This is a genomic window from Umezawaea sp. NPDC059074 (assembly GCF_042738955.1).
Classification (GTDB): Bacteria; Actinomycetota; Actinomycetes; order Mycobacteriales; family Pseudonocardiaceae; genus Umezawaea.
In genome coordinates this window covers 1-12,842 of the sequence record NZ_JBHYHC010000193.1, presented here as the reverse complement: position 1 = coordinate 12,842, position 12,842 = coordinate 1, and the positions used below count along the sequence as shown (strand labels likewise).

General features: G+C 72.9%; 8 protein-coding genes. 2 read left to right on the top strand and 6 right to left on the bottom strand.

Going from position 1 to position 12,842, the window contains the following annotated elements; all coding sequences use genetic code 11:
* From ACFWW9_RS43065 to ACFWW9_RS43040, 6 genes are all read right to left on the bottom strand, one after another.
* The coding region (locus tag ACFWW9_RS43065; protein WP_390388899.1) for an MFS transporter at window positions 1-786 on the bottom strand (786 nt) is incomplete at its 3' end.
* Window positions 783-4,301, bottom strand: coding sequence for a type I polyketide synthase (locus tag ACFWW9_RS43060; protein WP_390388897.1), 3,519 nt, complete (start codon window positions 4,299-4,301; stop codon window positions 783-785). The genes ACFWW9_RS43065 and ACFWW9_RS43060, both read right to left, overlap by 4 nt.
* Window positions 4,298-5,440: a cytochrome P450 gene (locus tag ACFWW9_RS43055; protein WP_390388895.1), complete on the bottom strand. Its 1,143-nt coding sequence runs from the start codon at window positions 5,438-5,440 to the stop codon at window positions 4,298-4,300. The genes ACFWW9_RS43060 and ACFWW9_RS43055 overlap by 4 nt, the downstream gene beginning before the upstream one ends.
* Entirely contained in the window at window positions 5,437-8,781 is a 3,345-nt protein-coding gene (locus tag ACFWW9_RS43050) for an amino acid adenylation domain-containing protein (RefSeq protein ID WP_390388893.1), read from the bottom strand. The genes ACFWW9_RS43055 and ACFWW9_RS43050 overlap by 4 nt, the downstream gene beginning before the upstream one ends.
* 67 nt (window positions 8,782-8,848) lie before the next feature.
* Window positions 8,849-9,220: an acyl carrier protein gene (locus ACFWW9_RS43045; RefSeq protein WP_390388891.1), complete on the bottom strand. Its 372-nt coding sequence runs from the start codon at window positions 9,218-9,220 to the stop codon at window positions 8,849-8,851.
* Entirely contained in the window at window positions 9,198-10,535 is a 1,338-nt protein-coding gene (locus ACFWW9_RS43040) for a condensation domain-containing protein (RefSeq protein ID WP_390388890.1), read from the bottom strand. Before ACFWW9_RS43040 ends, ACFWW9_RS43045 begins: the two co-directional genes overlap by 23 nt.
* A gap of 456 nt (window positions 10,536-10,991) precedes the next feature.
* Between ACFWW9_RS43040 and ACFWW9_RS43035 the strand changes: the two genes are divergently transcribed.
* Both ACFWW9_RS43035 and ACFWW9_RS43030 read left to right on the top strand, forming a co-directional pair.
* Window positions 10,992-12,236, top strand: coding sequence for a cytochrome P450 (locus tag ACFWW9_RS43035; protein WP_390388888.1), 1,245 nt, complete (start codon window positions 10,992-10,994; stop codon window positions 12,234-12,236).
* Window positions 12,233-12,842, top strand: a 610-nt coding sequence (locus ACFWW9_RS43030) for a thioesterase II family protein (RefSeq protein WP_390388886.1), incomplete at its 3' end; no start/stop codon positions are given. The genes ACFWW9_RS43035 and ACFWW9_RS43030, both read left to right, overlap by 4 nt.

Here is a 12,842-nt window from a genome sequence, read left to right as displayed (position 1 = left end):
CGCGATGCACAGGCCGGTGGGGTTGTAGTCGATGTTCGTGCCCATGACGGTGTTGAGCATCACGAGCAGGCTCGGGTTGCGGCGGTTGAACCGGAAGCCCTCGATCGCGTGGCGCTTGCCGTCGTTGTCGGTGGTCGCGGGGGCCTGCATGGGCTTCTTGATGACCAGCAGCAGCACCGTGGAGACCACGAAGCCGATGGCGGCGCCCAGGTACGGGAACGCGCGGTTGAGGCCGAACAGGAAGCCGCCGATCGGCGGGCCCAGCAGCGTGGCGCCGAAGAACCGGATCTGGTTCTGCGAGATCGCCGTCGTCACCTGCTCCGGTGGCACCAGCGACTTGATCGCGGCGATGCCCGCGGGCTGCGACAGGCTCAGGAACACCGACGACGTCATGGCGATGCCCAGCACCAGCGGGAAGGTGATGGCGTCGTTGGCGATGGCCAGGCCGAACACGCCGAGCAGCAGCACCCGGACGAGGTTGCACACGACCAGCAGCGTCTTGCGGTCGAACCGGTCGGCGAGCGAGCCCGCCGGGATGGACACCAGGCCGGTGACCACGACCTGGAGCGACGCGACCGTGCCCGCGTAGAGCGCCGAGCCGGTGGTGGCCAGGATCAGCAGCGGGTAGGCGAACTCCGCGGTCTCCTTCGCGACCGCGGCGAACGACTCGCTCGTCCACAGCGCCTGGAAGTTCTTGTTGCGGCGCAGCGGGACGAGCTGCTCCGGTGGTGGGGACGCCGGGATGTCGTCCTGGGCGGTGGCGGTCTCGACGGGCTTGCTGGTCATCGGTTCTCCCCTGTGCGGAGCGCTGAGCGGAGCCGGTCCGCTAGGTGGTGGACGTGCGGATCGGCGAGGATCGACCAGTGGTCGCCGCCGACGAGGTGGACCGGGACTTCGCCCGGGTAGATCCGGGACAGCCGCGCCCGCAACCGGGCCGCGTCCCGTCTGTCGGTCCCCGCTCGGAACAGCACCGCGGGGAAGTCGGCGGGCCCTGGCCGGTAGCGCAGCAGCGCGCCGATGTTGCCGACGAACCGCCGCCGGACCTGCGGCGCGCGGCGCACCAGGCGGCCGAACGGTCCGAGGCCGAGCAGCGCGCTCGCCTGGGACCACGCGCCGCCCGCCAGGTGGTCGAGGTCGGCCCCGACGGGTCTGCCGATGGCCGGGACGAACCCGTCCAGGCACACCAGCAGGTCGACCTCCGCGCCGAGGTGTCCGAGTTGGCAGGCCATCTCGTGGGCCACGGTCGCGCCGAAGGACCAGCCGCCGACGGTGTAGGGCCCTTCGGCCTGCACGGCCAGGAGCTGTTCGACGTGCTGCGCGGCCAGGAGTTCGACGCCGGTCACCGGGCGCACCGGTTCCAGGCCGTACACCGGGCGGTCGAGCAGGTCGCCCAGCGCCCGGTAGCCCAGCGCGGTGCCCATGGCGTCGGCGGCCAGGAACAGCGGCCGCCCCGGCCGGTCCGCGCCGAAGGCGAGCACGCCGTCGGGCAGTTCGGTCCTGCCGGGCCCGACCAGCGCCGACAGCGCGCCGAACGTGGGGTTCGCCAGGAAGTCCACACTGGACACGACGACGCCCGTGCGTTCGCGCACCTGCGCCAGCAGGTCGACGACCATCAGCGAGTCGCCGCCCAGCGCGAGGAAGTCGTCGGGCGACGCCGCCGAGGACACGCCCAGCGCGGTCCGCCACAGCTCGGCCACCGACGTCGGGGCGCTCGCCTTCGGCGCGGTGCGGGCGGGTCGGGGCGACCGGACGACGTCCGGGCTCACGGCCGCGAACGGGTGCGAGGGCAGCGAGACCCGCGCGGTCGTGGCGTCCGGCGTGACACCGGACAGCACGCCGGTCGCGCCGCGTTCCCACAGCGTTCCCAAGGCCCGCAGCAGGTCGCGTTCCCCGTCGGCGCCGCCGAGCAGCGGCAGCGCGGTGTGCTCCGGGGACCAGTCCGGGTGCTTGCGCAGGGTGCCGATCATCGACGTGCCCGGCCCGAGTTCGACGAACGTGTCGTGGCCCGCGGCCAGCAGCGTGGCCGTCCCATCGGCCAGCAGCACGCGGTGCAGCAGCTGCCCGACCCAGTAGTCCGGGCCGGTCACGGCGTCCGGGTCGGCCCACCCGCCGGTCTCGTTGGAGATCATCGGCACCCGCGGAGTCCCGGCGGGCGCGGCGGCGACGGCGGCCCGCAGGGCGTCGGCGGCCGGGTCCATGGCGGGCGAGTGGAACGCCCGCCGCGTGGGCAGCGGTCGCACGTCCAGGCCGCGCACGTCGTCGCTCTCCAGGAGCTTCTCCATCACGGTCGGGCCGCCGGAGAGCACCACGCGGGCCGGTCCGACGACCGCGACGGACACCTCGGTGTGCGCCTCGATCCGGCGCAGCACCTCGTCCAGCGGCGCGGACACCGCGGCCATCGCGCCGGGCGCGGTCCGCCACATCGCGGTGGCGCGCTCGTGGACGAGGGTGGCGGCGTCGGCCGGGGTCCACACGCCCGCGAGCACGGCGGCGGCGTACTCGCCGACGCTGTTGCCGAACAACGCCTTGGGCTGGATCCCCCAGTCCCGGAGCTGGCGGCCCGCGGCGCAGCCGAGCGCGAACAGGCCGACCTGCTGGTGCACGGTGTTCTCGAACCACTCCGGGTCGCCGGAGTCCGCCACGACGGGCGTGAGGTCGAGCCCGTGCGCGGTGCGGACGGCGTCGGCGATCTCGTCGAAGGAGTCGCGGAACCCGGTGAGCAGCCGGTGCGCCGCCTGGCCCGCCGCCCGCGTGAGCGTGCCCTGGCCGGGCAGCAGGAACACGACCCGGTCCAGCGGTCGCGGGGCCTCCTCGCGCACCGGGCCGTCGGCCAGCAGGCGCGCGGCCTCGGCGGTGTCCCGCGCGACGACGGTGTGCCGGTGGCGGTGGACCTTCCGGCCTTCCAGCGTGCGGGCCGCCTCCGCGACGGTGGCGGTCTCCAGGCGTTCGGCGAGCGAGACGCGAAGCCCGTCCAGCGCGGCGGGCGAGGCGGCCGACAGGGTCAGGACGCGGTGCCCCGACGCCGTGGACCGGGTGCGCTCGGGCGCGGCCTGGACGATCACGTGGGCGTTGGTGCCGCCGACGCCGAACGCGCTCACGGCGGCCAGCGGCACGCCGCGGTCCGGCCACGGCTGGGCATCGGCGGCCACCCGGAACGGCGTGGAGTCCAGGTCCAGCAACGGGTTGGGCGACTCGTAGTGCAGCGTGGGCACGACCTCGCGGTGCTCCAGCATCAGCACCGTCTTGATCAGCCCGGCGACGCCCGCCGCCGCGCCGGTGTGGCCGAGGTTGCTCTTGACCGCGCCCAGCAGGCACGAGCCGGTGTCGCCGAACACGTCGGACAACGCCTGCACCTCGACGGGGTCGCCGATGCGGGTGGCCGTGCCGTGCGCCTCGACGTGGTCGATGTCGGCCGGGTCGACGCCCGCGACCTGCTGCGCGAAGTGCACGACCTCGCTCTGCCCCTGCAACGACGGCGCGGTGTAGCCCATCTTGTCCGAGCCGTCGTTGTTGATCGCCGAGCCCAGGATGACGGCGGCGATCCGGTCGCCGTCGCGCAGCGCGTCCTCCAGGCGCTTGAGCACCACGACGCCCACGCCCTCGCTGGGCACGGTGCCGCCCGCCCGCGAGTCGAACGGACGGCAGCGGCCGTCGGGCGACAGGATGCCGCCCTCCTCGTAGAGGTAACCCCAGTCGTACCGGGAGGTCACGGCCACGCCGCCCGCGAGCGCGGCGTCGCACTCGTAGCCGAGCAGGCTGCGCACGGCCATGTGCGTGGCGGTCAACGACGTCGAGCACGCCGTCTGCACCGTCACCGCGGGCCCGCGCAGGCCGAGCTTGTAGGCCACGCGCGTGGCCAGGAAGTCCTTCTCCAGCCCGATGACCCTGGACATCTCGCTCTGCCCGTCGTCGACCGGCACGGCGACGACGTCGGCCCCCGCGTACACGCCGATCCAGCCGGGGAACCGCGTCGGGTCGATGCCCGCGTCGTCGATCGCCGCCGACGCGCACTCCAGGAACACCCGCTGCTGCGGGTCGATCCCGGCGGCCTCGCCGCGGCTGTAGCCGAAGAACGTCCAGTCGAAGTTCGTCGAGTCGGGCAGGAAACCCTTGGCGGGCACGAAGTCCGGCCGGTGCGCCCGGTCCCGGTCCACGCCGCGCGCCACCAGGTCCTCGACGGCGAAGCGGGTGACGCCCTCGACGCCCGCACGCAGGTTCGCCCAGTACTCGGTGATGTCGCGGGCCTTCGGGTAGCGGCAGGCCATGCCGACGACGGCGACGGCGGAGTTCGGCGGCGTCAAGGCAGGCTCACCTCGTCGCCGAGGTCGAGGTACAGGTGGTCGAGGCCGACGTAGGAGATGTTCGGGCCCCACACGGCGGCGTTCTCGGCCAGCCGGGCGTTCGGGAACCGCGCGGCGAACCGGCGCAGCGTGGTCGTCGCCTCCAGCCGGGCCAGCGGCGCGCCGATGCAGTAGTGCACGCCGTGGCCGAAGACCAGGTGCCGCTGCCCCTGCTCGTCGACCGGCCGCAGGGTGAGCTCCTGCCCCGGCTGGTCGCCGTCGAACAGGCCCTCGCCGCCCTCCAGCGACACGAGCACCAGGTCGCCGCCCTGAAGCCGCACGCCCTCGAACTCGAAGTCCTCGGCGACGACCCGGCCGACGTTGCGCAGCGGCGGGCGCTGCTCCAGCACGGACTCGACGACCGACTCCACGACGCCGGGCCGCTCCTCGCGGACCGCCCGCCACAGCTCGGGGTCGCCGAGCACCGCCAGCAGGGTCGAGCCCAGCAGCGACGCGGTGGTCTCCAGACCGCCGAACAGGATCATCGCCCACGTCGCCGTGGTGCGGGCGCGGTCCTCGGGGGTGTCGCGGGGGAAGCCCTCGACGGCGGGCGCCCCGGCGAGCGCCTCGTCCATCTCCAGCATCACCTGGTGCGCGGCGGTGGCGTGGTCGCGCCGGTACATCGCGGCGATGAACCCCGACAGCGTCTTGGACCACGTGTGCAGCACCGGCGGCGGCTGCGGGACACCGACGATGTGGCCCATGACCTGCCCGGACACGCCCTCGGCCACGGTCGGCACGACGTCGTGCCGGGGATCGGCCGCGAGGTCGTCCAGGCAGGCGTCGACGACCTCGGTGATCCGCTCGGTGATCGACCGCACGTAGGAGGCGGAGAACAGGCGTTGCACGGGTCGGCGCAGCGCGGTGTGCTCCGCGCCGTCGGTGTGCACGAACCACAGCCGGAGGAACTCGGTGATCGCGTGGTGCTCGCGCCGGGACTCCTCGGTCATGTACAGCTCGCCCAGCCGCTGCGAGGTGCGCGAGGAGAAACCCTGGTGGCTCAACACCTTGCGGGCCAGCGCCTGCTCGGAGACGACCCAGCACTCCAGGTCCTCGTCCCAGCGCATCCCGCGCACGTCGTCGCGCAGCAGGCCGGTCATGAGCCACCCGCCTTGGCGATGAGCTGCCGCAGGCCCGCGGGCGTGGGCGAGTGCAGGAACTCCCGCAGCCGCACGGTCACGCCCAGCTCGTCGCGCACCAGCCGGATGAGCCGGACCGCGCCCATCGAGTTGCCGCCGATGGTGAAGAAGTCGGTGTCGGCCTCCAGCTCCGCTTCCTGTTGCAGCGCGCGGGAGAACAGGTCGGCCACGGGGCCGAGCGGGTCCTCCACGACCGGCGCGGCGGCCCGCTGCCCGGCGGGCAGGGCGACGGCGGCGAGCGCGCGCCGGTCGACCTTCCCGTTGCCGGTCACCGGGATCCGGTCCACGACGGCCCACAGCGTCGGCACCATGTACGACGGGAGCTGCTCGGCCAGCAGGTCGCGCAGGTCCTCCGTGGCCAGGTCGCCGGACACCGGGACGACGGCCGCGAGCAGCCGCTTGTCGGTGCTGTCGCCCTCGGTGGCCACGACGACCGCGTCCCGCACGCCGTCGGCGGCGGCCAGCACGTCGGTGATCGCCGACAGCTCGATCCGGAACCCGCGCAGCTTCACCTGGTCGTCGCGCCTGCCGAGGAAGCGCAGCCTGCCCGCGGTGTCGACGCGGACCAGGTCGCCGGTGCGGTAGAGGCGTTCGGGCACGTCCGGGGAGAACTCGCCGAACGCCCGCGCGGTCTGGGCCTCGTCGTCCACGTACCCGTGGGCCAGTCCGGCGCCCGCCGCGTACAGCTCGCCGACCGCGCCCGGCGGCACGAGCCGGTGCCGCGCGTCGAGGACGTGGACGCGCGTGCCGGGCACCGGGATGCCGATCGGCAGCGGCCCGTCCACGTCCGCGGCCGAGGACACGGAGTAGGTGGCGGTGAAGGTGGTGTTCTCGGTGGGCCCGTACCCGTTGGTGATCACCAGGTCCGGGTGCCGGGTCAACGCGCGCGCCACGTGGTCGTGCGGCACGACGTCGCCGCCGGTGAGCAGCTGCCGCAACCCGCCCAGAGCGGCGGGCGCGAACTCCTCCACCAGCCGGAACAGACCCGCGGTCAGCCACGCGACCGTGACCCCGCGCTCCAGCAGGAACCCGCCCAGCTCGGTGGGCGAGGGGATGCCCGGCGGGTAGACCTCCAGCGCGCCGCCGCCGAGCAGCGGCCCCCACAGCTCCAGGGTCGACGCGTCGAACGCCAGCGGCGAGAGCCGCAGCACCCGCTCCCCCGGCCCCAGCCGGACGAACTCGGCCTCGTGCACCAGCCGCACGATCGCGCGGTGCGGCACGGCGACGCCCTTGGGCAGGCCGGAGGAGCCGGAGGTGAAGGCGATGTAGGCGAGGTCGGCGGGACCGCCGACCGGGTCGTCGGCGTCGGCAGGCGCCCAGGACGGGTCCCAGGTCGCGCAGACCGGCAGGCCGTGGCGCTCGACGAGGTCGGGCGAGGAGACCAGCGCGGCCTTCGCGGCGGCCTTGGCGACGATGTGGTCCACCTGCCGCGCGGGCTCGTTCAGGTCCACGCCCACGTACGCCGCGCCCGCCCACGTGACGCCGAGGACGGCGACGATCTCGGCGACCGACCGCTCCAGTGCGACCAGCACCCGGTCACCGGGGCCGACGCCGAGGTCCCGGAGCAGGCGGGCCTGTTCGGCCGCCGCGCTCGCGAGTTCGGCGTAGGTCAGGTCGAGGTCGCCGTCGCGCACCGCCACGGCGTCCGGGGTGCGCCGCGCCGCCTCGTGGAACAGCTGGACCGCGGTGGCCTCCGGGAAGTCCCGGCGGGTGGCGTTGAGCGCGTCGAGTACCCCGCGCCGGTCGTCGGACAGGCAGCGCAGGTCTTCCAGACGTCCGTCCGCTGTGGACAGTTCGCGCACGGCCGCGGTGAAGTCGGCGAGGAACGCCGTCGCGTCGGCCCGGTCCCACAGGCTGGTCGCGTACTCCAGCTGCGCGCCGAGCGTCGGCTCGGACCGTCCGAAGAGGAGGGACAGGTCGAACTGCGCGCCACCGCCGTGGCCCTCCTCGACCCGCAGCTCCGCGCCCTCGGTCGTGATGTGCTGCGGCACCAGCTGGTCGTGCATGCCGAAGCACGCCTGCACCAGCGGGTGCGCGCCGAGGCCGCGCTCGACGCCGAGCCGGGTGACCAGCTCGTCGAACGGCAGCACGCCGTTGCCGATGCTCTTGGCCAGCGAGTCCTGCACCGAGCGCAGGAAGTCCGACGGCGACGCGTCGTCGTCCACGTCGATCCGCACCGGCACGAGGTTGCCCGCCACGGCGATCAGGCCGTCCATCTCCGACGTGCCGCGACCGTAGAGCGAGACGCCGACCAGCAGCCGCTCGACCCCGGTCCAGCGGCTCAGCGCCAGCCCGAAACCGCTGAGCAGCAAGGCGAACGGCGTGATCGACAGCTCGCGTGCCCGGTCGGCGACCAGCGCGCTCAGCTCCGCGTCGAGGCCGAGCGGGACGCGCTCGCCCGCCGGGTCCTGCACGGCCGGGCGCGGCCGGTCGGTGGGCACCTCCAGCACCGTGGGGACGCCGTCGAGGTGCTTGATCCAGAACTCCGCCTGGCTGTCCCACACCCCCGACTCGCGGGCGTGCTCCTGCGCGGCGACGAGCGCCCGCAGCGTGGGGCCGGGGCCGTCGAACGGGCTGGGCCGGTCCGCGACCAGCGCGCCGTAGTGCGCGAAGACCTCGTTGAGCAGCAGGCCGACCGCCAGGCCGTCGAGCAGCACGTGGTGCGCCACGAGGACGACCGCCTGCCGTCCGCCGCCCGCCACGAAGTGGAAGCGCAGCGGCGGCGCCGCGGTGAGGTCGAACGGCTCCCGGCCGCGGTCGGCGGCGGTGGCGCGGACGAACTCCTCGAACCCCTCGCCGTCGTGCGCGAGGTCGGTGATGTCGGGCGCGGGCGCGTCGAGCACGACCGGCACGACCTCGCCGTCCTGCTCGCGGAACACCGTGCGCAGCGTGGCGTGCCGGGCGGTGGTGGCCGCGACCGCCCGCTCGAACACCGCCCGGTCCAGCGCCCCACCGTCCACGAAGCAGGTGAAGACCAGGTTGTAGGTGGAGCCGCCGAGCAGCTTCTCCATCATCCACATGCCGCGCTGCGTCGGGGAGAGCACCGCCGCGTCCCCGGTGTCGGGGACCGCGGCCACGACCTCGGCCGGTGTCCCGCCCGCGTCGGCGAACACCGTCGCGAGCGGGGTCGACGACAGCAGTTCGGCCACCGACAGCCGCACGCCCAGGTGTTCCTGGGACAGCGCGGCCAGGCGCATCGCCCGCAGCGAGTCGCCGCCGAGCCCGATGAAGCTGCGGGTGGCGAACCCCGCCACCTCGGTTCCGGGACCCAGCACCGACACCGCGTACTCGTCCAACGACATGGTTGACCTCCACAGCTTGTGATCGGCGGCGCGGGTCGCGCGCACGCGGGTTCGGGCAGGAGGTCGGTTACGACTCTTGGCGCGGCGCGCCCGCCCGAGCGCGGGCCGCGGCGAGGAGGTGCTCCCGGCCGCCGCGGCGGGCCCCGGTCGACGACTGCTGGTCGGGCGCGGCGAGCAGTTCGGCGTGCCCGCGCACGGTGCCCGCGCGGAACAGGTCCACGGTCTTGAGCTTGCGTCCGGTCACCTGGTTGAGCCGCTCGACCAGGATCACCAGTCGCAGCGAGTCGCCGCCGAGGTCGAAGAAGGTGGCGTCGTCCTCCACCTCGGCGATGTCGAGCACCTCGCGCCACACCGAGCGGACGACCTCCAGGCGCGCGGCCGGGTCGTCGAGGTTCGGCGCGGTCGCGGTGACGGCGTCAGTGGTCTGCTGGTCGGACATGGGGTTCCTCCGCTGAGTAGGCGAGGTCGTGAGCGCTCTGGCGCAGGGCCGCGAGCAGGTCCTCGATCGTCTTGTGGTCGAAGAGGTCCAACGGGTAGTCCATCGACAGCGCCATCCGGGGACCGGTGACGCCGTCGTCGTCGACCCGGATGAAGAGATCGAGGTCGTACTTGGTGTAGACCGGCCCGCTCAGCCGGTGCCTGCCCGTGACGCCGGGGGCCAGTTCCAGCTCCCGCGGCAGCTCGTCGACGTTGACGAGGACGGGGCTCATCGGCGGCCAGATCACCTGGCGTCCGGGGTTGAGCGCGGTGGCGATGGCGTCCAGCGGCACGTCGCAGTCCATGAAGGACTCCAGCGCGCCGATCCTGGCGCAGCCCAACAACTCCCGCCACGTCGTGGTCTCGTCGAACTCCACCCGCACGACGCAGGTGATCATGAACATGCCGATGGCGTCGGCGGTCGCCGGGTCCTCGCGGCCCGGCCACCCGTACTGGAACAGCACGTCGCGCTGGCCCCTGGTGCGGGACAACGTGCCCGCGAGCAGCGCCACCGCCGTCATGAACGGCGAGCAGCCCTCCTCGGCCGCGACCTTCAGCACCGCCGCGGTCAGGTCCTCGTCCAGCCGGACGCCGATGTTGGCGCCCATCACCGACGGCGACTCCGGCCTGCGGTCGTAGGGCAGGTCCACCACGGTGGGCGCGCCGCGCAACCGCTCCGCGGCCTCGGCCACCCGCTCCTCCAATTCCCTCCCCGACATCGTGGTGATGACGTCGTCGGGGTGCGGGGACTCGGGCAGCACCGGCACCCGGCCGTCGAGCAGGCAGCGGTAGGTGGACATGACCTCGTCCACCAGCAGGTTCCGGGACCAGCCGTCGACCGAGATGTGGTGCATGGTCAGCACCAGCAGCGTCGTGGTGTCGTCGACGCGCACCACCTCGCCGCGCACCTGGGCCTCGGTGCCCAGGTCGAACGGGGTCCAGCAGAGGACGTCGACGAGCCCGTCCAGCTCCTCGGCGGACCAGCCGTCGGCGACGGCGTCGATGAAGCCGATCTCGCCGGGCGGCCCGTCCGTGTGGTACTGGACGCGCCGGGTCTCGGGGTCGAGCCGGAACAGCGACCGGAGTGAGGGATGCCTGCCGACGGCGGACCGGGCGGCCGCGACCAGGAGGTCGTGGCGGACCTCGCCGGTGAACTCCAGGACGGTCGGGAGGAGATAGGTGGGTCGCAGGTTCTCGTCGGTGTCCAGAACCCAGATTCCCTGCTGGGCAGGTGTCGCGTCACGCCAGTCAAGATCGACAACATCGATTTCAGGCAATTCCCACATCCCCCGACATGGCGCATTCCATCCTCATCGGTCGCCGATACTAAAAGTGCTTCCTCGACGTTGTCAACGGAGTTCAAGAAGTGGTTCGGGAGTTAACGTTCAAGTTCGGAAACACGCTGCCTCGTACTCCGTTCGGGCAATGCCGAAGGCTCCGGGACTTCGGCGTTGACTCCACCAAACCCCCATGCTTGACTCCGATGAGAACGAGCGTCAGACCTTTGTTACTGGGGAGTACCGAAGTCGGGCACTGGGGAAGTCCGAAGTCTTCCGGGCAGCCTTCTTGACCGCCCGCAGGTCGTTCACCGTCGTTCGACCGGCAGCTCGCACACGTGTAGATCGACATCTTCGGGGCGAACCGGACCTATTCCGGATATCTCCGCACAGCTCATTAACACCCGGCCGGACCGGGTATTTCCACGTGCCAAAAATACGAAAGAATGGCGGGCCATGACCATGCATGACGCCGCTCTATCGCGGTGCCCGATCCACCTCGGCAGCGACGACCTGGTCGATCCCACCCTCTACAGCGACGGGAACGCCCACGAGGTCTGGCGCGTGTTACGCGAGGTGGACGGGCTGAGCTGGCGGCAGGTGGACGCGGACCGCGGGTTCTGGTCGGCGGTGCGCTTCGCCGACGCCGACCAGGTGCTCAGCGAGACGGGCACCTTCACCTCCGAGCGCGGCACCATGCTCGACCTGCTGGGCACCGACGACCCGGCCAGCGGCACGCAGCTGGCGGTCACCGACCCGCCCCGGCACACCGTCATGCAGGCGCGGCTGAAGAAGGCGCTGGCCATCAAGGCGGTCGACAAGCAGCGGGACATGATCCGCGACAAGGTCCGCGGCCTGCTCGCGCCGCTGGGCGACGGCGGCGTGTTCGACTTCGGCGAGGCGATGCTCGCGATGCCGATGTCCGTGACCGGCACGATGATGGCGCTGCCGGAGTCCGACTGGGACTGGCTGACCGACCTCAACACCACGTGCATCGCGCCGGACGACCCCGAGTACCAGGGCGAGGGCGGCCGGGGCATCAGCCTGGCCATCGCCCACCACGAGCTGTTCGGCTACTTCCAGGACCTGGTGCGGCACCGCCGCGACCACCTCGGCGACGACCTGATCAGCGTGCTCATCACCACGCGGTTCGACGGCAGGCACATGTCGTTGGAGGAGATCGTCTCCAACTGCTACAGCCTGCTGCTCGGCGCGAACGTCACCACGCCGCACGCCCCCAACTTCGTGCTCGCGGAGTTCATCGAGTCCGACGTGCTGCCCGACTGGGCGGCGAACCCGCAGGTCGGGGCCACCGCCGTCGAGGAGGCGCTGCGCTGGGCGTCGCCGGTCAACCACCTGCTGAGGTACGCGCTCCACGACGTGGAGGTCGGCGGCACGCCGGTCAGGGCGGGTGACGCGGTGGTGGTGTGGCCGGGCGCCGCGAACCGCGACGACCGGGAGTTCCCCGACGCGTCCACGTTCGACATCCGGCGCAAGCCGAACAAGCACCTCGCGTTCGGCGCGGGCCCGCACTACTGCACCGGGCACAGCGTGGCACGCGTGACGTTGAAGATCCTCTTCGAGGAGCTGCTGACCGACTTCGAGGACTTCCGGCCCGCCGGGCGGCCCGAGCGGCTGGTGTCGAACTTCGTGTCCGGGTACAAGCACGTGCCGATCACCGCACGGCGCCGCGCGGGATGAGCCCCCGGTGGACGCGGACCTACGGCCCCCGCGAGGACCCCGCCGTGCGGCTGCTGTGCTTCCACTACGCGGGCGGCAACGCGGCCATGTTCCGGACCTGGCCCGCGGCGCTGCCGGAGTGGCTGGAACCGGTCGCCGTGCAGCTGCCGGGGCGTGACGACCGGTACGCCGAGGAGCCGTACGAGCGGGTGGAACCGCTGGTGGCGGACCTGGTCGAGGCGCTGGAGCCGCTGCTGGACCGGCCGTTCGCGTTCTACGGCTTCAGCATGGGCGCGCGGGTCGCGCTGGAGCTGGCGCACGCGCTGCGCGACCGCGGCCTGCCGGGTCCGGCGCGGCTGTTCGTGGCCAGCAGCTCGGCCCCCGCGCTGCGCCTTCCGGTGCGCGGCTGGGACGAGTCCGACGAGGACCTCGTCGCCTACCTGCGGGAACTGGGCGGAACGTCGTCGGTCGTGTTCGACGACCCGGACCTGCTGGAGCTGTTCCTGCCGACCGTGCGCGCCGACCTGGCCGTGGTCGGCCGACTGGTGCCGCCGGAGCGGCGGCCGCTGGACGTGCCGATCCACGCGTTCGCGGGCGCCGACGACGCGATAGCCACCGAGGCCTTCC